The 21,371-nt window shown below is 47.0% G+C and carries 17 protein-coding genes; 3 read left to right on the forward strand and 14 right to left on the reverse strand.

Going from position 1 to position 21,371, the window contains the following annotated elements; translation table 11 throughout:
• Positions 1 to 57: 57 nt before the first annotated feature.
• Both J2Z28_RS07100 and J2Z28_RS07105 read right to left on the reverse strand, forming a co-directional pair.
• Entirely contained in the window at positions 58 to 1,671 is a 1,614-nt protein-coding gene (locus tag J2Z28_RS07100) for a response regulator transcription factor (protein WP_211081720.1), read from the reverse strand.
• Positions 1,646 to 3,445, reverse strand: a complete 1,800-nt coding sequence (locus J2Z28_RS07105; RefSeq protein WP_211081721.1) for a sensor histidine kinase — start codon at positions 3,443 to 3,445, stop codon at positions 1,646 to 1,648. Before J2Z28_RS07105 ends, J2Z28_RS07100 begins: the two co-directional genes overlap by 26 nt.
• A gap of 398 nt (positions 3,446 to 3,843) precedes the next feature.
• On the opposite strand from J2Z28_RS07105, the gene J2Z28_RS07110 reads away from it, so the two are divergent.
• Positions 3,844 to 5,286: a hypothetical protein gene (locus J2Z28_RS07110; RefSeq protein ID WP_211081722.1), complete on the forward strand. Its 1,443-nt coding sequence runs from the start codon at positions 3,844 to 3,846 to the stop codon at positions 5,284 to 5,286.
• Between the two features lie 17 nt (positions 5,287 to 5,303).
• Here J2Z28_RS07110 and J2Z28_RS07115 read toward each other — a convergent pair whose 3' ends face one another.
• The 5 genes from J2Z28_RS07115 to J2Z28_RS07135 form a co-directional block, all read right to left on the reverse strand.
• A complete protein-coding gene (locus J2Z28_RS07115) occupies positions 5,304 to 5,885 on the reverse strand; it encodes a DUF4269 domain-containing protein (RefSeq protein WP_211081723.1) in 582 nt (193 codons plus the stop codon).
• A 20-nt stretch (positions 5,886 to 5,905) separates the two neighbouring features.
• Positions 5,906 to 6,112 (reverse strand): YwbE family protein, encoded by a 207-nt coding sequence (locus J2Z28_RS07120; protein ID WP_211081724.1) that lies wholly within the window; start codon positions 6,110 to 6,112, stop codon positions 5,906 to 5,908.
• Between the two features lie 215 nt (positions 6,113 to 6,327).
• The gene (locus J2Z28_RS07125; protein ID WP_211081725.1) at positions 6,328 to 7,116 is read right to left on the reverse strand and encodes a polysaccharide deacetylase family protein; all 789 of its coding nucleotides are present in this window, start codon (positions 7,114 to 7,116) and stop codon (positions 6,328 to 6,330) included.
• Positions 7,117 to 7,182: 66 nt separating this feature from the next.
• Complete coding sequence (locus J2Z28_RS07130) at positions 7,183 to 8,121, reverse strand: aldo/keto reductase (RefSeq protein ID WP_211081726.1); 939 nt, start codon at positions 8,119 to 8,121, stop codon at positions 7,183 to 7,185.
• Between the two features lie 109 nt (positions 8,122 to 8,230).
• Positions 8,231 to 10,255, reverse strand: a complete 2,025-nt coding sequence (locus J2Z28_RS07135; RefSeq protein WP_211081727.1) for a Na+/H+ antiporter — start codon at positions 10,253 to 10,255, stop codon at positions 8,231 to 8,233.
• A 404-nt stretch (positions 10,256 to 10,659) separates the two neighbouring features.
• On the opposite strand from J2Z28_RS07135, the gene J2Z28_RS07140 reads away from it, so the two are divergent.
• Positions 10,660 to 10,959 (forward strand): hypothetical protein, encoded by a 300-nt coding sequence (locus J2Z28_RS07140; RefSeq protein ID WP_211081728.1) that lies wholly within the window; start codon positions 10,660 to 10,662, stop codon positions 10,957 to 10,959.
• Between the two features lie 98 nt (positions 10,960 to 11,057).
• Here the strand turns inward: J2Z28_RS07140 and J2Z28_RS07145 are convergent, their stop codons facing one another.
• Positions 11,058 to 11,540 carry a MarR family winged helix-turn-helix transcriptional regulator gene (locus J2Z28_RS07145; RefSeq protein ID WP_211081729.1) on the reverse strand — a complete coding sequence of 161 codons (483 nt, stop codon included), beginning with the start codon at positions 11,538 to 11,540 and terminating at the stop codon, positions 11,058 to 11,060.
• Positions 11,541 to 11,810: 270 nt separating this feature from the next.
• Here J2Z28_RS07145 and J2Z28_RS07150 point away from each other — a divergent pair, with 270 nt between their 5' ends.
• Positions 11,811 to 12,926 (forward strand): FAD-dependent monooxygenase, encoded by a 1,116-nt coding sequence (locus tag J2Z28_RS07150; RefSeq protein WP_211081730.1) that lies wholly within the window; start codon positions 11,811 to 11,813, stop codon positions 12,924 to 12,926.
• Positions 12,927 to 13,043: 117 nt separating this feature from the next.
• On the opposite strand, the gene J2Z28_RS07155 is transcribed toward J2Z28_RS07150, so the two are convergent.
• The 6 genes from J2Z28_RS07155 to J2Z28_RS07180 all read right to left on the reverse strand — a co-directional run bounded on the left by J2Z28_RS07155 (position 13,044) and on the right by J2Z28_RS07180 (position 21,320).
• The gene (locus J2Z28_RS07155; RefSeq protein WP_211081731.1) at positions 13,044 to 13,274 is read right to left on the reverse strand and encodes a hypothetical protein; all 231 of its coding nucleotides are present in this window, start codon (positions 13,272 to 13,274) and stop codon (positions 13,044 to 13,046) included.
• Positions 13,275 to 13,485: 211 nt separating this feature from the next.
• The gene (locus J2Z28_RS07160) at positions 13,486 to 16,062 is read right to left on the reverse strand and encodes a beta-mannosidase (RefSeq protein ID WP_211081732.1); all 2,577 of its coding nucleotides are present in this window, start codon (positions 16,060 to 16,062) and stop codon (positions 13,486 to 13,488) included.
• A 90-nt stretch (positions 16,063 to 16,152) separates the two neighbouring features.
• Entirely contained in the window at positions 16,153 to 17,739 is a 1,587-nt protein-coding gene (locus J2Z28_RS07165) for a helix-turn-helix domain-containing protein (RefSeq protein ID WP_211081733.1), read from the reverse strand.
• Positions 17,736 to 19,517, reverse strand: coding sequence for a cache domain-containing sensor histidine kinase (locus J2Z28_RS07170; protein WP_211081734.1), 1,782 nt, complete (start codon positions 19,515 to 19,517; stop codon positions 17,736 to 17,738). Before J2Z28_RS07170 ends, J2Z28_RS07165 begins: the two co-directional genes overlap by 4 nt.
• A gap of 30 nt (positions 19,518 to 19,547) precedes the next feature.
• Positions 19,548 to 20,423 carry a carbohydrate ABC transporter permease gene (locus tag J2Z28_RS07175; protein WP_211081735.1) on the reverse strand — a complete coding sequence of 292 codons (876 nt, stop codon included), beginning with the start codon at positions 20,421 to 20,423 and terminating at the stop codon, positions 19,548 to 19,550.
• A 15-nt stretch (positions 20,424 to 20,438) separates the two neighbouring features.
• Entirely contained in the window at positions 20,439 to 21,320 is an 882-nt protein-coding gene (locus tag J2Z28_RS07180) for a carbohydrate ABC transporter permease (protein ID WP_211081736.1), read from the reverse strand.
• Positions 21,321 to 21,371: the final 51 nt, after the last annotated feature.

Below are 21,371 nucleotides of genomic sequence, written 5' to 3' on the forward strand. Positions count from 1 at the left end.
TCAAATTATGACTTTAGTACCAAAAAAAACAAAAGACGCAGCATGCTGCGCCCTGAACTATACGGTACGTGACTGTTTTCGAAACTCCTGTGGCGTTATACCCGTGCACTTTTTGAACATTTTGGTGAAATGCGAGTAATTGTAGTACCCCACCTTGCCAGCGATATCCGTCACTTTGACGGTGGACTGGGACAACAATGTCTTCGCTTTGGCTACTCTGCCCTGCAGAATAAACTCAGATAGGGACATCCCCTTCTCTTTCCGAAACAGACGTGATAGATAAGCGGGATTGAATCCGGCAAAAGCTGCAAGTTCCTCTCGCATAAGTTCTTCACCAATATGAGTTTCAATATAAACGCACAACTGATCCACAATGGTCATAGGGCTATGATCGTCCGGGTACAACACCGGGATAACACGATCAATCAGATCAGCAGTCCACTGCTTCAACTGCGGCAACGACCTTGTCACCATACTCTCCTCCGGCTCCCGTTCACCCGGATACAGACTGCGTATTGACACGTTTTTCTGATGAAGCAGCGGATAGACCACATGCAGCATGGCATGATAGTAGAGATGTAGCATTTCAGGAGATAAACCCTCTTGGGCAGCAAGCAACTCAAAAATCTCATCCACACGTTCTCGCAAATCTCCTACTTTACCCGTCTCAAAAAGAATAGATAATTCCGAAAACCATGGAATAGGCAAAAAGCGATCTTCCTGATCTCTTCCCCGCTCATCATAGACAAAAACTTCTTCAAGCTCCTTAATATTGCGCCGCTCCATATCCATCAGTTCATTTAACATGCCTTGCAGCTCAGTCACAGCAACCGGGGCACCAACATAACAGGACAACCGACAGTAGAAATACGTACCACATTCCTGAATATATCCCTGACAACGTTGTGCCACTTCGCTCGCACTCGGAATGATGCCATCTTGCTCATAAGCAAGCACAATATTTAATCCACTTTGATCCTGAAACACCTCACCGGGCTTGTCGCTAAGCAGCATCTCTTTGGCTGCATTACGAAGGGCATATTCCAATACCTCTTCGTCACGCAAATCAAAATCACGCACCCATTCCTCTACTGAGATCACAATAGGTAACACACGAGCATGCGGATCAATCTCGGCACCATACAGTTCTGCGAGCTCTTGCAACCGTTGTTCGGTTAACGTGATACGCTGAGAGATGGCATCTTTCCAGAAGCGTTCCGTCAGCAGCGGTTTATGGGTTTTCCAGCGTTTGTATACGGTCTCATAAACTTCGTTGGTACGGGTACGCTGCTCTCCATCCTTGATCTTCTCCACCGCCTGGGTTACTACCTTAATCAATTGATCCGCTGGAGCCGGCTTCAACACATAATCAAAGCTGCTTAGCTTAATGGCTGTCTGAGCATAATCGAATAAAGCATGCCCTGTCAGGAAAATGGTCAGTATGCCTGGATCATGTTTTAACACCCAACTTTGCAGGTCAAGCCCTGTTTCACCAGGCATCTCGATATCACAGATCATGATATCAATAGCATTAGTCTTTAAGATCTTTCTTGCCTCTTCGGCATCACCAGCACTGTATACCTGGTCAATGCCTGCTGCTTGCCAATCGACTCCTTCCACCATTGCTTGTAATGCATACACTTCATCATCCACGATCAACAGGTTCCGCATAGGCTCCCCCTTCTTCCTCTTCGGTCTGAGCGGGTAAATCAATGATGACTTTGGCGCCATGATCCACCTCATTGCCAAACTGCAAACTGGCTTGATCACCATACTTCACTAAAAGCCGATGAGCCACGTTCCATATACCGATATGCTGTCCACTCGGATCTTCAGCATATTGTCCATGTTGCAGACGCCCCAACAATTCCTCTTCAAATCCGACACCATTGTCCACAATCATCAGTTGAAGCACCGTCCCATCTACCTGACCGGACGACTTCTCACCGAGGCGCGCCACGATCCGAATGACAAATGCTTGTGTCCGGCGCTGAAATCCATGAATAATGGCATTCTCCACAAAAGGCTGAATGGTTAATGGCGGAATCACATAATGTCCCAGATTCGGCTCAACATCCAGTTCAAAATCGAATCTGCTTGGAAACCTCAGCTTTTGAATTTCTAAGTAATGACGAATGTGCTCGAGCTCTTCATCCAGACGAATAACACGTTTGCCTGCACGCAGACTGAATCGAAAATAATCGGCCAGATGACCTGCCATCTGCTGCACCAACTCATGTTTTTGCAAGGAAGCCAGACTATGAATAATATTGAGTGAATTCAGGTAAAAGTGAGGATTGATCTGCATCTGCAGTTGTTTGAACTCTGCCTCCCGCGTCCGCAACTGTTCCTCATACACATCAATCTTCAGATGCCTGATCTCACTGGTCATTTGATTGAAACTTCGTGTCATAAATTCAAGCTCCGACGAAGATGGCGGGTCCAGCTTCACATCGAGATCTCCACGGCTGACCCTTCTCATGCCTCGGATTAACGCATTCATCGGGCGGAATAACAGATGCCGCAAAAAGATCAGTGCAGTAACCAGAATTACTGCCGCACCAATGGGAAGCAGACGAATGATCTGCTGGAAAAACGGGAGGTTACGCATCATGTCTTCCTCAGGCAGCAGCACGATATAATTCATCTGGGACATGGCCGAGGCAGTACCCAACATCAAATATTGACGTGCTTCTCCCTTGTTCACAACTTCAGAGATCACCTGATACGGATTCTTCAGGCCGGGAAGATGCGCTGCAGCCAGCTGAATCTGTGCAGTATTTAATGTGGAATCCGATATTGCCCCACCGTCTGTTCCAACAATGACTGCACCTCCCCGATCTCCGGATTCAGTGAATTGTTGTGTATGATTCAGTGCATTCATATCAACAAGTGCACCTGCATAGAACTGCTGGTTGATTCGCACCGTTTTCACCAGCGCATTCCACGTCCCGCCACGCACGATGCTCCATTCCGGCTTCTGGATATCCCCTTCCAATTGCTGCATCTGGACTGGCATACTCTCCTGCACAACCGACTTTTTGACATCATAATTGCCTGAAGTGGCGAGCAGCAAATCATCATTCACGGCATCATATAGAAAAAAAGAATCGATTAGATTATAAAAACCGATATCTGTCATGAATTTGTTCATAATCCGTTGCTTTGCAATGATATAATCGCCGCTGCCGTATTTCAGAAAAAACAGAGAGATAATATCCGGGTCCCGCTCGCCCAGACTATATAAATACCGATTCGTCTCCTGTAACACACGTTCATTCTGCTCCACACTCTTGGCGAGATGATTCATATTGGTGAGGGATACTTTGTCACGTACAACTTTCATGGCGTAGACGTTGTTGTAATAAAGCAGCATGAATAATGGCAGCATGATCAATGTAAGACCCACTATAAATTTAAAACGAAGTGAACGGATAAAATTCATGGATTATGGATTCCCGCCCTTTTAGAGGTAGTTCAAAAAGTCCGCTGTACTGAAACCAGACTTATTGAACACACACTTTATTTCAACATAGTTTTTTCTATTTTCTTCCTTATGATGGCATGTTTATTGTAATCACCCCTGCTTGCCACTGTCTATGGGGTCCCGTGACCTTCACATATCAATTCTGGTGACTTCCATCCGCTCCAATTTCAAGAGTAACAAGCTTCATGTAGTAATAAATTCTCCAGTTGTAAATAAAATCCTTCATTATTACTCAGAAGCTTCTCCCTAAAAATAAATGCTGCGGCAAGCCCCGGACTCCACGAACGCCCGATCTTGACATGCATACGATATATCACTCCTCGGGTTAGTCACCAGGATGTAGGGAGGCCTGTTCGATGAATATTCAACTCACTGCGTTACACTATGTCTATCTGGCATTTATCGTCTTGATCATCGCAGTTATGATCCGGCGCAGGGACACCACGATCATCTGTGTTGCGGGTATTATGACCATTGGACTTCTGGCAACCGAAACCTTAAGCGGGTCAGTTGCTGGGATCTTCAGCAGTTTTATCTATGCAACAAAAGAATTGCTAAGTACGATCTTTATCATCTCGATTATTGTGGCAATGAGCCGTGTTCTAATCAGAACAGGCATTAATGGGGTCATGGTAACACCCGTCACCCGGTTTATCCGTTCTCCTCAGGTCGCGTATTGGGGTATCGGATTGATCATGATGGTAGTATCGCTATTTTTCTGGCCATCCCCAGCCGTAGCACTCGTTGGTGCAGTACTTCTTCCTGTAGCCGTGCGTGTAGGTCTTCCTCCGATTGGAGCTGCTATTGCGATGAACCTGTTTGGACATGGGATAGCACTGTCGGGAGATTACATTATTCAGGGGGCTCCCAAACTTACAGCCGATGCGGCGGGTATACCGGTTACTTCCGTCATGACGGCCAGCATTCCTTTGGTCATTGTCATGGGCACCGTATCTACACTTACAGCCTTCTGGATGCTGCGCAAAGAGATGAAATCAGGTTCACCTGTTCATTCCCCGAACGTTATATCAGGTACCCTGAGCTCGGAACCTTCTTCTTCATCAGAGGCTGTGTCCACCTCCCTACCCGCTAATCAGCCTGTTCAACGTCAAGCCATGTCACCCCGTCTGCAAAAGGCGTTCGCTCTGCTTATCCCTCTGTTATTCGCAGTTGATGTGATTCTGATGTTTATATTGAAGTTGCAAGGCGGTGACGCAACAGCTCTAATTGGCGGAACCGCTGTGGTTATACTGATAGGTGTCACCCTTGCCGCACATCGACATGCGGGACCAGAGGAAACGACCAACTATTTAATAGAAGGATTTCAGTTTGGTTTCAAGGTGTTTGGACCGGTTATTCCCATAGCCGCATTTTTTTATCTGGGAGATGCTGCGATTACGGAGTTGTTCATCAACCCTCTTCCTGAAGGTTCACACGGGATTGTGAATGATCTCGGGGTCGCACTTGCTGGGCTGGTGCCATTAAATGATACGGTGGGCGCGATTACAATGACGGTAACCGGAGCAGTTACCGGAATGGATGGTTCGGGGTTCTCGGGGATATCCCTGGTTGGCTCGATTGCGTCCATGTTTGCAGGATCGGCAGATTCCGCACCTGTACTGACAGCATTAGGTCAGGTTGCAGCTATATGGGTAGGTGGCGGAACCTTGATTCCATGGGCATTGATTCCTGCTGCTGCTATCTGCGGAGTCAATCCTTTTGAACTTGCAAGACGCAACCTGAAGCCTGTACTGCTGGGACTCACGGTAACAACAATTGTAGCCATCTTTCTAATCTGACCAAAGGTCTAAACAGTTTAAAAAGACGTGCGTAAACGCGCCCAGTTCCAGAGATCTTCACGTTTCATCTCTGCCAGATGTAGCATGTCCACATATGGATCTCCCTCTAATCCAAGTACAGAAGCAAAAGCAGGCTCCGTCTTCCACCCTGCCTGTTTCAGTCTGCGGATCTCACGGTGTCCCGCATCTCCCCACAGTTGCAACAATCTCCACTCTACGATCATATGTAGGTATGCATTCTGCCTGTAAACTGGCACGGATTGGGCAAAAATCTCCACAGGCCAATGTCCCACTTGCAAATTACAAGTCACATAAGGACGTTGGTCTGGAAGATCCCCACTACGTACACATTGAAACTCAGCAACGGCTCCGATTCGATTGTGTATCTCGGCTTCAAACACGTCCAGATCCTCTGCATAACACAGTAGATCCAGATCACTGCCCGGTATATCAATATCAATTGGTACCGTTCCTGCTGGATATGGGTGATAGTCAGCTAATATATCGAGCAATCCACTGCTCTGTAACACATGATAGGCGTCCTGCTGACGTGTATTACCCGAAGCCAGATGTGCCATTACTTTTGCGGTAGTACTCATCTCCCCGCCTTGGGCCACAGTTAGTTCGAGCCTCCTGTAATGACCTGTTTCACACGTCCCACTTGACCACTCGTCAGTCGTACTTTGATTCCGTGTGGATGCGTAGATGATTTGGTTAACAGATCCTTCACAATGCCCCGTGTCAGCTTACCTGTAGCTTGATCCTGCTTCAGCACAATGTCCACTTCCAGACCTGGCTTAATATTTACACGTTGTTGTCCATTCATTATGTTCACTCTCCTCTATGTCGTAATTCATATCTTGTATACTATATAACCCTTAAACACAAAGCTCCATCTATTGTAGACGTTTTGGTTTCAAAACAAAAGGGACACGGCAATAACCTCCTAAGGCTGGTTCCATGGTTGATATGAAGACCAAGATAAAGAAACCGAAGGTCTCTTCATCTGAGACCTTCGGTTTCTAATTGGATTAGCCATGTTCAGGGCTGCACATGCTTCAAAATAGATGAAGGCGAAGTTCCATCCTTCGCGGCTTCGCGTGCCTTTACAGCAAGTAGCTCAGACACCGTAACGAATTGGTACCCCTGCTGCTGTAACTTCGGCAGGATCGTTTTGAGTGCTGCTACCGTATGCGACTTGCCTTCCACCTTATCGTGAAAAAGTACAATATCCCCATTACGTGCGTTCTTCAACACTTTGTTAACGATAGCCGATACACCTGGAGAAGCCCAGTCCCGTGTATCCTGATGCCAAGACCAGAGTACAATGGTATACCCTTTTTGTTTGGCAGCCTGGATGACCATGTCATTGTAATAGCCGCCCGGTGGTCTGAACAACAGGGGGCGCTCCGCACCCGCTTCAATGATGGAACTTTCCGCTGCATTCATATCCTTCATGTACTTGTCCGCACGTGTTGATCGAACTGCATACGTGTGCGCATACGTATGGTTGGCGATTTCATGCCCTTCGAGCTGTTCCTGCTTAATCAGTTCAGGAAATTTATCTGCCCATTTGCCAAGTACAAAAAAAGTTCCTTTGGCATGATACTGCTGTAGCAAAGCCAGGATCTGCGGAGTCTGAATCGGATCTGGTCCATCATCAAAGGTAAGGGCGATGAGTTTATCCTGTGTGGGAACTTCCCACACAATCTCTCCACGTTCCTCATAATACTGACGGTTCTTCTGTACAGGCTTCGCATAGGCAGTACTGCTACCCAGCAAAATAATTAGCGTGAACATTCCGATGACTCGGGCTGCCTTCAGGTTCATGTGGTGTCCTCACTTTGTCTTCATACGTAAACTCCCTGTTAGCATTTCCCGATTCACCCGAACTCATTAACGAAAGATCTGATCCACGACTGCAATTTCCTCAGCAGTTAATTCCACATTTAATGTTTGCAGATTGTTAATGACCTGCTCCGGTCGCTTGGCACCCGGAATCAATGCATCAATGGAAGGCTGAGTCAGGTACCAGGCCAGAACCAGATGCGCGACCTCAACATCTTTGGATTGTGCTATGCTGCGCAGTTGCTCAACTTTATCTAAATTTTCAATGAAAGCTTCACCTGTGAACAGCGGGTTCTTCGCCCGTCCATCCTGAAAGGTTGTATTGCGATTATATTTACCGCCCAGCAGTCCCGCAGCCAGTGGGAAGTAGGGTACAAAAGAAATCTCATGCTCAGCCGTATATGGCAACAGCTCTTTCTCCGCTTCTCTTTTGAACAGATTATATTCAGATTGCAGTACGTCTACATGCCCGTCCTTGTTGGCTTCACGCAACTGATCAATGGAGAAATTAGATACGCCAATGGCACGAATTTTACCAGCGACTTTTAATTGTTTTAACGCATCTACTGCTTCATCCTTAGGCGTATGTTCATCCGGAAAGTGGATGTAGAACAGATCAATGTAATCGGTTTGCAGACGTTTCAATGCCTCATCCACGGCTGTTTTCAGAAAAGCAGGTGAGTTATCTATGACAATCTTGCCATCCACTAATTTATGAGCTGCCTTGGTCGCAATGATGGTATTCTGCCGCTGACCCGTTTCCTTCAGTACTTCACCAATCAGTCGTTCGGAATGCTCCGGTCCATAGATGTATGCCGTATCCACAAAGTTAATGCCTTGTTTCAAAGCTGTACGAACGACTTCCTTACCTGTCTCATCATTCAGCATGTCCGGATAGATATTATGTCCACCTACTGCATTCGCACCCAGTCCAATGGGATTCACGATCAGATCCGTCTTGCCCAACCGAATTTGTTGTTCTGCCATGTCTCATCTCTCCTTCACTGATCGAATAAGTATAATTTAGTTGTGACGTCTTTCTTGTTCCATATTATATCAGACCGTTTAGCATATTTAAAATATCGGATTTATCGGATTAGGTGTTTTTCAGCGCAGTCGCTTCCACGTCGTTAATAAACCTGCGCAGCTTGGCAGCCACATCACGGGTGATTTCGCCGTTTTCATACAGTTGTTGCACTGTATTGCGCTGTTCCTGAATCGCCACCATCTGTAACTCCAATTTCTCCTGATTAAACGGATCTTCGGTTTTACCCTGGTTCCAGGTTCGCAATTTGGCAATCACACGCTCATACTTGGCGATGACCGACAGAGCTACAACTCGATTCCCATCGTTCATATGGGCACGTATAGCCTTAATTGCCGCTTCAGAGGTACGTAGCTTCACCTGACGGAACAGTTCTGCATTTTCAAGCATGAAAGGTTGACTCGGCTTCTGGGATCGATTGGCGAACAGATGACCCAGCACACGCCCGATCTCGCTGATTGATGTCATAATCTGAGTGTCTGCGCGATTGGCCAGCATCATTTCCTTGCGATCCAGCCAGCTGTCACATTTGAAGGCCGCATCAGAAGCAATTGCATTTTCGTCCAGCATCACTTCGATTTCTTTACGCTCCGCGCGGGTGGCAATCAGGTTAATAGCCGTTTCTTGTTTCTGAATATCTTTGCGTTTGCCGGCGGTAAGCTGACCTGCGGCCTGTCTGATGTACTTGGACAAGTCGGAGACAACCGCGAGTGCCGCAGCTTTGTTCTCATCGTTCATTTCGGATTTGACAGCTCGTATTGCCGCATTCAGCATAATGTCATGTGCTTTTCGTTCTGACTTCTGCGGTGTTTCTTCTGTGGATTTCCCATCGTCCTTGGCCAGAACTGGAAGAAACACGCTCGCCGCAATCAGGGAGAAGAGGATAACTCCTGCCGCCAGGAAAATAATCAGATCCCGTTCAGGGAAAGGTGATCCATCCTGAAGCACATAAGGAATGGAGAACGCACCCGCCAATGTTACAGCCCCCCGCACCCCAGAGAGGGAAATAATCGTAATATCCTTGAATCTGGGCCGGCCAATAGAGGATTTGGTACGCAGCAATTCATTCCCTTGCCAGAACAGATAGATCCAGAGAAAACGCAGAACCAGCAGTAGCACGGAGATCAAGCCCACATATCCCAACACTTGCAAGTTATTAAACGAAACATTTTCAAATATGGTACTCAACACATCCGGTACCTGTACACCCAAAATAACAAACACCAGACCATTGAGTATAAATAAAATGACTGACCATGTGCTCGCAGATACCACCTGCATTTTCAACTGAACCGATTCAGCGCGGTCACGCTCAATGGCGTGGATAATACCGCCTGCCACTACCGCAAGAATACCTGATACCCCAATTTCTTCACTCACCAGATAGATAATAAATGGCGTCAGGATTTGCAGCAGCATGTGAATGGTCACATCTTCCATGCCCAGTCTACGGATCCATACCCCTAGCCTGATTAACAGAAAAGATAACAATGCCCCGACAAGAAGTCCGCCAATCGCAATCAGAATAAAACTGAAGGTTGCATTCGCCAGGGAAAATACACCTGTAACTGTGGCTGCAATTGCGAATTTGAAGGCCACGAGGCCAGATGCATCATTCATTAATGCTTCACCCTCAAGAAGCCTATGTATGCCTTTGGGCAGATGTACCCGGCCCGCCATAGCGCCAACGGCCACAGCATCTGTCGGGGACAGTATAGCTGCAAGAGCAAAAGCAGCAGGTAACGGAATCGAAGGAATCAGCCAGTGAATGGCATATCCCGCCACAACCACCGTCACGAATACAAGCCCTAATGCAAGCAGAAGTATCGGTGCACGCAGATTCCATAATTCATTCCTTGGCGTTCGCTTACCATCGTTGTATAACAAAGGTGCGATGAACAGTACAAAGAACAATTCCGGATTCAACGGCAGGTGAACACCTGCGGGAAGCAAAGCTATAGCTACACCAAGCACGATTTGAATGAGCGGAATGGGAATAAAGGGTACAAACCGGTTTAAGATATTGGATAAACCAATCAGTACCAGTAACACAAGTACGGCAATAAATATTTCCATGATGACAATCCCTTTCCGCTATAGAAGTGGTGAAACCTTTGTTGTATAGGTTTATTTTAACATAATCCAACCTTTATTATAAAAATGTTGTCATATTCATATACCCATTCAACTCGTCTCAGACCAGTTTATATAAGTGGAACTAATCATTTACACGACAACGGAGAGGACAGAAAAAACCTGAAAAAGCGAAGCGTTCGCCTTTATCCCCGGATTTTCCCCTTCGGAAAAGGGAATCAAAAAATCTGGGGATAACAGCGATTGGAAGGTTATTCTGTCATCGTAGTGTCAGTGCAAATAATCTTTAGTGCAACTTATATAGATTAAAGAATTCTGATGGATTCTGTATATAAGATGTTACAATATGCTCAGGACAATACCCGTTTGGAAAGGAACTTGCATCTATGGCATTTGGAATTAAACGACAGGAGCTTACTGCATGGAAGGAACAAGTGGCTCGGGGTGAGATTGCGTACCTCACTCATTTCTGGATTGACAACCGATTTCCCGGTATCACCAGTGTCACCAAAGTTGGCTGTGCAGATCTGGAACGTCTCGAGCGTTGGTGCAACGATCATGGGCTGGACCCGCGATACATTCATCGGCGGCAGCCCTTTCCCCACTTTGACCTGATGGGCAGCAAGCAAAAAGAAATTTTGACCCAAGAAGGCATGACAGATCATGTGGTTCGCTTTCATTTGTAAACCAACTCAAAAACGCCAGTCTTCAAGGTTCATCCCCCCGCAATTAGGGACGAACTCATGAGGACTGACGTCTTCAAGGAATCAAGTCATATTATGGACTACCGGTGGATCTGCTCAAACGACTTCATGTTCTCCAGCAGTTTCAGTTCAATTTTCTTCAGCATGCCAAACATCTGCTGTTGCTCTTCCTCGGAAAGTGCTTGCAACAATTCCCACGTCATTCGACCGCGATTCGCATTAAGTGTCTTGGCAAGCTGCGCGCCTTCATCCGTTAGGGACAGCCACACAATTCTCCGATCTTCTTCACTGCGCTCCCGTTGGATCAACCCTTCCGTCTCCAGTTGGTTCAGAACAATGGTGGTTGCACCGGAAGACAAACTGAGTTGTCTGGCCACATCAACCGCCATGCAGCGTTTTTCACGTAAAATCATGCCCAATATATGACTTTTTGTCGGATTCAGTTTACAGTTGGTTTCGTTCTTCTGCTGCTGATCCAATACTTTATTTTTATATCTGAAGAAGGCCTCCAACAATTGATCCACATTTGCCAATTGAGAGTTTCGCTCCGTATCCGGGCTCATAAACGTTCCTCCGCCTTTCATCATAACCTACCTTATATTGTAACATATTTACACTATGATGTTTGTGAAAAATGCGCTTGTATCCGACACTCTATCGTTGACTGCAATACTCTTGTTTTATTTCGGGTTTCACCTATTGCATTATGGCAACGGGTTTGTTTATAATAACCTATATCTTTAAAGTTACTTTTAGTTACTTAATGATTTTAATAAATCTGTTGTTATAAAGTAAATAAAGCGTCACCATTATAATGCAAGGGACTTATGCACATGAATCAGAATACACAATCACAACTCAAAACGGATGTTTGCATCGTCGGCGCGGGACCTGGCGGGGCTTTGCTTTCTTACTTACTGAATCAAAAAGGAATCTCCACGATGCTCATTGAGCGGCAGCCGCACCTGCACAAGTCGTTTCGCGGGGAGTTGATCAATGTGGACGGCGAAGCCATTTTGAATAAACACGGCCTCTATTCCCTCATCCAGGAACGCGGAGCGCTGCTCTTGGAACAGATTCAGTATTGGGAAAATGGGCAAATTATTCATACGGTATCACCAAGCAATGGAGAATCTCATGTTGGTATTCATGTACCCCAAGATCATCTCCTGGAGGCCATCGTATCACACGCTCAGCAGCATAGTTCATATGAACAAGTACACTTCAATACGATTATGACCGGTTTGTTACGAGACAAGAACGGCCAGGTCGTGGGTATTAACATTCGGCAGAACGGCGTTCCTGCCTCCATTGAAGCATCTGTTATTGTGGGTGCTGATGGCAGATACTCTGCTGTACGCAAACATTCCGGTATGACCCCGGAGATTCGCAAGCACGGGTATGATTTGCTCTGGGCACGCATTCCGGCACCCGTAGGTTGGGAACCCGCTGTTCGGATGGCCAGCATGGATGGTCAACAGCTCGCACTGTTCTCACAGTTCGGCGGTTATGTTCAGATTGGATGGAACATTCCCGAAGGAGCTTACTCCAAGCTGCGAGAGCAGCCGATTGCTCCTTTTGTAGATAAACTTGTATCTGCTTTTCCTTGCCTGTCTGATTCTGTAGCTGCCAACATTCAGAGCTGGAGTGATTTTGTTCTGTTATCTGTCGAAAGCAGCTATTGCCCGTCGTGGGCACAGGACAATGTTGTACTCATCGGTGATGCCGCTCATACCATGACACCAACCGGTGCGTTTGGACTTAATGCCGCGCTCGAAGATGCGGATGTGCTCTCCGAATTACTTGTCCAAATGGCTGCAGATCAATTCAGTTCCACTGCACAACTTCAGAAACTTCAGACGATTCGCGGTGCAAAGGTACAGCAGCAACTTGCACGACAAGTGGAGATGGAATCCTCTTTCCAACAGCGGTATGAATCCTTTCTCTAAACCCAGTTAATACAGATAAAATGCCTATATGCCCAAACAGCCGATCACTTCCTCATAGAGAAAAATCGGCTGTTTGGCTTGTTGGTTTATCTTTTTTATGTAATTCCGTATCCTTGTTCATTTTCGTTTGCGTGGAGCAAACGTGTCTTCTCTGGGTGCTCCTTCTTGTACAATATCAACGTCCTTCGGATAGGATGAGATGTTATCTTTTTCATATACTGCTTTCTCCAGATTGCTTAAGCGACGCAATACTTGTTTGCTTTTAAGAACGATATATACAATACCAATAATCAGCAGGATCAACATCAGAATAAATATAACCATCCCCGGATAAAAGACAAATGACATGAATCCACCTCCTTTTGAAAACGATTTCTTTATCATTCTAACCCGAATGTGCCAAGATGTGAACCCGATTGGAAGTTTCGCTTGTGGAATAAGGACAACACCACCTGACACAACGACAGGAACTCACCCTGCTGCAAAAGTAAAAAAGGTGGCATCCCTGATCAGGATTACCACCTTGAACCTCGAATAAGATTCGAATTCTATTATTATTTTATCCTTCTCTGCCGTTCATGGCACTAACTCGAAGTTCCGTCAGAGGCAGAGACGTTTGCTCTGGATGACGTAGTCTCACTGTTCGGCTCTCACCGGGGAGCAGATCGAAATAATTGTCACTGAATCGGACACGCCCAAGGGGAAGCTCCAGCTTCACCAATCGTGCAATCGCACCACTGGCCGTAACCGTAACAGACTGCTCCTCCTCGTTCACATGTACGCTCAATTGCGACTCTGGCAACTTCACATCCTTAGGATCACGCAAGAAGTATCGATTACTCGGTGCCGCAAATCCTTCGGATACCAACTCAACCATTACTTCCTCCGCGCGTCTACCCTGTAACACCTGTACTTCAGTTAATTCAGCAATACACCGTGAGGATTGGGATGTTACCTCAACAACATGTGAGCTGGAGTAGATCTTCTCTCCATTCAATGCATAGACATTGAGTCGAAGCTCCCCTTTCAAGACGTCACGTGTATCGTTCACAACCCACAACGTAAGCGGCTCCCCCGGCTCATGCTCCAGTGACAACAGGATAGGATGAAAGAATATTTTCCCATAATAAAAAGATGCCTTCGGCAGCAGTTCATAATCAATCATGGACCAGCTTGTTCCTGGCCAACTGTCATTCAATTGCCATACAAGCGCACCGCTGTTACGGTGATTGATGCGCCGGAAATGCTCAATTCCATATCGCAGCCCTTCTGCTTGAGTAAGCATGGAGTAGTTCATATACTCTTCTATATTTTGCGGAATGCCTGTGTAACCCTCCATTAGCAGAATACCTTTCTGGTGATTGGTATCTTTGTTACGATAGGCCATCTCCGGACTGCCCCAGTAAAACTGACCAGCGGGCATATTTTTCTCCAGTGTGTAACGATTTGCCGAGGCGTGCATACCAAATTCACTGCTGAACAGCGCATGATCCTTTTTATAATTTTTGAACGTTACACCTTCAATACTGTAGTCCAGCAGCGGCGGCTCTCCATGCTTCCTTGGATAGACCGAACCATGCCATACCTGCCAATTGTGGCGATCCCCCACATCCGGGTCATTCGCATCCTGACCGTTACTGTCGCCGAACGGCGAAGAAGGCCAGTACGGACGAGACAGATCCAATCGCTCCAGCACTTCAGGGATCAGCTCATGATAGATAAGTTCGCCGTAGAACGGGCTGGTAATATCTCCACTTGCAGACTTCATATCATAGAGCCAATCTATTTCATTATTCCCACACCAGAGGGCAAGCGAGGCACGGTTACGCAGACGTAAGACATTGTTTTCTACCTCTTGCCGTACATTATCCATGAAATCACGATTGAAATCCGGGAATAATGCGTTTGCAAATGCAAAATCCTGCCACACCAACACCCCTTGCCGATCACACTCATCGTAGAAGACATCCTTCTCATATATACCACCAGCCCAGACACGCAGCATGTTCATATGCCCTTCCACCGACAGCTCGACAAGCTCACGATACCGAGAGTTTGGGATGGCGCCAATCAGATGATCGGCCGGGATCCAGTTGGCACCCTTGGCATATACTTTGACTCCGTTCAGAATAAAAGTAAATGCATCTTCACCCCGTTCATTGTGAAGAGCCAGCTCAATCGTTCGTAACCCATAAGGCTCGCTATAACGATCCACCTCAACGCCATCGGCGAATAATGTAACCTCCAGCGTATACAGATACGGCTCACCCAGATCATGAGTCCACCATAACTGAGGTGACGTAACGTTTAGTGTGGTATCTGCTATACCACCCTCTACGGGTAGTTCAGTGACACCTGCCACCTCGTGTCCACTGCGATCCAACAGACGAACATTACAGGTCGCAACCACAGCCTGCTCACGTTTCTGTCTGTTACGGTAAGACAAGACCGACTTCACATCCGCTGTGACATGTAAGACTGCCAACTCTGAACTGACTGATTCCGTACGAGCATACATATTTTCCAGCTTAGCGATTGTTCGTTTTTCCAGCCTTACCGTACCCCAGATCCCTACCGTAACCATGCGTGGACCCCAGTCCCAGCCAAAGTTCATCGCTGCTTTGCGCAACCATGGCCGTTCCTTCGTATACGAGGACCAGTCAAAGGTTTCTTTGTCCCGGTGATGCAGGTGAAGCGGATCAAACTTGACAGCAATCGCATTCCAACCGCTGCGTACCAGAGACGTTACATCAAATGCATGTGACATAAGCATATTGGCCGTTTTCCCGACTTCATGGCCGTTGACATATATCGTTGCAAACGTATCCAATCCTTCGAACACCAATTCAAAGTGCTCCTCCGTCTCTGCATCTCTCACCAGATTGAAGGTTGTGCGATACCACCATTCCTTTTGCTCAATCCAGCGACTTTTGGCATCATTATGTCCGTAATAGGGCGGATCAATGATACTGCGCTCAACCAGTGCGGCGTGTACATCGCCAGGGACTTCAGCCCCGATCCAGAAACGGTCATCCAGCGCAGCTGCTGCCACATCCATTGCCCGCTTCTCTCCAACTTCAAAATGCTGTATCTTCCATTGTCCCGATAAATCCTGACTTGAACTATGGGTCTTCATCCGTATGCCCTCACTCTCCAATAACCCTGAGTAATACCATATCGAAAACGTTTGCAGAAAGGCAAGACATGTTTCCTAATCTGCTCATTTCTAACTTCCCGAAGGTTTGAACAACAACGCCTCTTCGCGATATTCACTCGGGGTTTTACCCGTATGTTTTTTGAACAGTCTGCTAAAATATTTCACGTCCTCGTAGCCGCTGATGGCAGCGACTTCACTGACCTTCGCTGGAGACACCGCGAGCATATCCATCGCTCTTCGTATACGCATATCGGTGACAAAATCTCCGAAGGTCACACCCATTTCTTTTTTAAACAGCTCACTGAGGTGACCCGGATGCAAATGAACATGTCCAGCTACCTGCTGCAGATTAATATCCTGCGCCAATGAAGATTCAATATAACCGATAGCCTTCTGCACATGGGCAGCCTGTCCCTGACCCATTCGGCTATGATAGACATGCATCAGACCATACAGATGATGGAACAGCATATCCCCGAGCTCCGCAGCTTCGGCATTCGGTTCCGGCAACCAGGGCTCGAGCCTTGCGGGTTCTTCACGCCCTGTAGCTCGCATTGTGCGAGTCAGCCAGCGATGACCTGCAATGACAGCCGAGTGTAAACAAGCATTGAACGATTCTGGTGTGACCTCCGGTTCTGTAATCAGATTAGTCACAAGTTCCCGCGTCCATGTCGTTAAAGTGACTGAATCATTATCCAGCAATATTGTACCAAGTCTGGTCTCCTCTTCGTGCGTAAGTACAGTTTTACCACCTTGTCGATCCTGAACGTGCTCATAATGCCATACTTTATAATCCATCAACCCCCGATATCGGAAGGCAGCTGAAGCAGTTCTATAGCTTTCGTGCAGATCTGCATATCCACGCATAGGCAGACCTACCGCTGCGCGCAGGGTGCACTTCAGTAATTGCTCCACCCGACGTAATGCACTCTCCAGCCTGAACGTAGTTTCATGTTCCACAGGCGGCCATGAAACTACACAGATAATTTGCTGTTTCTCTACATGAGCAATGGCACCAGGTAACATATCCTCCAGGGTATTCTGCACCGCAAATCGTAATAGCGCATCCGAGGATCGATCCCAACCCTCTGCTCGAAGAATAATGACTTGTCTGAGAATCTGTTCATCATCAAGGCCAACAACCCCTGCCTCTTTTCCAGCATCAGATCGCAAGAATGAAGGAAAATGGCCCGAAGCGGTGTCACCATCAATGATCCACCCGGCAAATAACCGCTCTCGATTCTCCCGCATAAGCTGGCCCTCTCTGGACTTCTCTGCCCAACGTTCCGTGATTCGCTGTTTGGCCTGTAATACGGTTTTGATGATCTCTTCTGGCTTGCTTGTTTTGAGCAGATAATCTGTAACACCTTGGCGAATCGCCTGTTGGGCATAAGAAAAGTCATCGTATCCGGACAAAATAATGACCTCCAGCTCAGGTAACAATCGCAGTCCCTCTTCTGCCAGTTCCAGTCCCGATCTGCCTGTCATCCGAATATCCGTCATCAGAATATGCGGACGTTCCTCAGCCATTCGTGCTAACGCCTCCTCTGCCGAGGCAGCAGGTTGAAGAAGTTCAATTCCGAGTTCATGCCAAGCGATAACGCTGGCAAGCCCTGTACGGATAATCACTTCATCATCAACAATTAATAGTCTCATGACGAACCCTCCAAGATTGGAATGGAAAACGAAACCCGGGTACCTCCCCCAACCCTGCTGTCTACTTCAAGCTGTGCATCCGCTCCATAATGGAGCAGCAGTCTTTCATTTACATTGCAGAGCCCATAACCGCCTTGGTTTAGCTGTTTTTCCGGCTGTTTTCCCTTCCATTCCCTAATGCTTATCCTTAATTGTTCCAGCATGTCCGGCTCCATGCCGACACCATCATCCAGCACCAGCACATTCATCTGTTCATTATCCGGGTCCTTGCGAATCATTATAGTGATGGTACCCACGCCTTCTTTGGGCTGAATGCCATGAATCATGGCGTTCTCAACAAGCGGTTGCAGCAATAGCTTCAGCATCATTCGCTTCTCAAGCGCTGGATCTACGATATAATGCAACACAAATTGATCAGGGAAACGAATCGACTGCACACGTACATAATGGCGAATATGAGCGATCTCCTGTTCCACAGGGCAGTAATCCTGACCATTGTTTAAGCTGATACGCAGAAAATCACTCAGGCCCTCTACCATATCCGCAATTCTCTTCTCTTCAGACATTAAGGCAATCCAGTGAATTGAAGAGAGTGTGTTATACAGAAAGTGCGGGTTAATTTGCGCCTGAAGCACCCGAAGATCTGCCTCTTTTTTGCGAGCTTCACCTCGAATAATCTCTTCCTTCAATAACTGAATATGTGCACCGAGTAGATTGTAACTCTCCCCAAGCCTGCCAATCTCGTCATCACTTTCAGACCGAAACAGCGGAAGAGGACGTTCCGGATCAATTCGGGACAGATGTCTGGTAAGCACACGAAGCGGCCTCGTCACACGCCGCACCGTAAACCAGACCAAGGCAGCACTGATCGCAGCAGACATGGCAACGGCGCAACCGGTCAGAATAAGAATGTACCGATTCTCGGACTTGTACTGGTCATAGGGAACCGTTCCAACCAACGTCCACCCCGTCAATTCTTCCGGATAATAGAGCAATGTCCGTTTATCGTCACCACTGCCATATGTGGTGGTTCCACTACCGCCATCCTGAATTAACGTCGAAATCCCTGGTTCGACACCTTCCAGCTTAAGTCCAAGCCGGGATTTGTCCATCGAAGACAGAATCTCTCCAGAACTGCCGATGAGCTCCAGTCTGCCTTGCCCTCTGCCTAATCCCAGAGCGGCCCATCCCTTGGATATGGCCTTCTCATCCAGACTAATGGCTAACCAGCCGATGGGTCGATAATCATGGATACTGCGGATTGGCCGAACCAATGTGATCACATTTTGAATACCCGCGTAATTCTGCACTGGGTATATCCCCGTCCATTGTTTGACTGCTTCACCGCTTGGAACAGAGGGATACGACAGATTGGATTCATTGGATTCATACCAGGTAGCCGTAGACAATGTGGCATCGAATCGGCTTGGATATATGGCGATGTTCGCAATATATTTCTTGGAAGCCGCCAGATTGGTCATCCTGCCCAGGATATCCACCCGGTCCAGCTCATGATCTTCATTGTGGCTAAGATACTGCTGGATGTCCCGTTCTCCAATCAGGAAAATCGATAGGTTCTCGGCATCTTGCAGCATATAACGAAGATTGGCTTCCACCTGTTTCAGCGTATCCATGCCGGACAGTTTTGTTTTTTGCTCTGTAATGCGGGAAGAGATGAGAAAGGCGAACAGACCCAAGGCCAGCAATGGCACAATCATTAAAGCCGTCACGACGACCGATAGCTTCCTTTGTAACGAAGATGTGAGCCAGCGTGCCAAACGTTTCTCCTCCTCTGGATGCGCTTTCGCTTATCCTTTGACAGCTCCGGCTGTCATGCCTTTCATAACCTGTTCCTGGAATACGAGATACAAGATAATGGTTGGAATGACCGACAGGGTCATGGCAGCAAGCGTTAAACCGTAATCAGTCTGATACCCATCCGCAAAGTTCGCAATGGCCAGCGGTAACGTTTTCAATCCGGTTTTGTTGATGAATACAAGCGCAAATGAAAAGTCATTCCACGCATGCAAGAAACTCAGGATCGTAACCGTTGACAACGCAGGTACGGACATGGGTAACATGATTCGGGTAAACAGCCCCCAAAGTCCTGTTCCATCAATGAAAGCTGCCTCTTCAATATCACGTGGAACACTTGTCAGATAAGCAGTAAGCACAAAAATAGCCGTAGGCAATGCAAAAGCCGTATAAGGTAATATTAAGGCCCAGTACGTATTTAGCAGAGACATCTGTTTCATTAAAATAAATAAGGGGACAAGTGTACTATGGATCGGAATGAGCATACCAACAACAAAGAAGGTCATGATTAACCCTTTCCAGCGAAACTGGAAACGAGCCAGAATGAATGAAGCTAGCGCTGCAATAAACAGCGTCAGAATAAGTGATCCCACCGATACGATTAGTGAATTTCCAAAAGCGGTTCCCAGCCTGGAGCTTTCCCATGCATTGCTGAAATTGGCAACATTCCAGTTTTCCGGCAGACCAAAGGGACTGCTATAGAAATCTTCATTTGTTTTGAATGCACTAATCACGAGCCAGTAGAACGGATACAATGTTAAAATACCATAGACCGTTAGCAGCGTCCAAACAATTCCGCTACGTAGACGGCGAATCGGATGGCCCGAGCTGCTTTGTGGTGATGGCATGGATACAGGTGTCACGCGCATGATAACTCCTCCTCTCTATTGATTCTCTTTTCGTTTGCGACTGGTTACCCACTGGCTTGTTCCGATCAACAGCAGGGAGATCAGTACAATGGTTGTTGAGATCGCACTACCGAAACCATATCGGTATGTTGTAAAGGTTGAATTGTACATATACGTTGCAAGCAGTTCCGTCGCATGTGCCGGACCACCCTTGGTCATGATGTAGACCAGATCGAATGATTTCAGACTACCCGAAATACATAGAATGATCGCTACCTGAACCGTACCCCAGATTATGGGCAAAGAGACGGATACCAGTTTCCGGATTCCTGAAGCACCGTCTATTTTGGCGGCATCATGAATCTCGCCGGGAATATTCTGCAACGCCGAGATGAAGATAATCAGATACAACCCGACAAAGCTCCAGAGCAGCGGCGGTACCAATGAGAAAATGGCAATCTTGTCATCGGAAAGCCATTGCAGCTTCCAACTTTCCAGCCCCAGTGCGTCCAGCAGAAAGTTCAATATCCCGATCTGCGGATGATAGATATACTGCCAGATCATACCGATAACGACAGTGGATAACACCATCGGCAGAAATACGGCTGAGCGCAGAAACCGCTGTAATGGATTAGTTTTGTGTAATATGACCGCCAACATCAACGCTAACGGAATTTGTCCAAACACCGATGCCAACACAAAAATAACGTTATTTTTCAGTGCCCGCCAAAACACAGGATCATGCCAGATCTCAATGTAATTATCCACACCAATATATTTGGATGCGCCAATGCCGGACCAGTTGAAGAAACCGTAGTATGCCGACCACACGACCGGTACAAATACAAACAATGCATAAATGATGACTGCCGGGGCCAGCCCCAGCATAATAAAACGCCGACTGCGCAGTGCGTTCATCTGTTCACTTCCCTTCCATAAATGCCTTTACCAACTTGCAACTGACTATCT

Source organism: Paenibacillus xylanexedens, from assembly GCF_017874615.1.
Classification (GTDB): Bacteria; Bacillota; Bacilli; order Paenibacillales; family Paenibacillaceae; genus Paenibacillus; species Paenibacillus xylanexedens.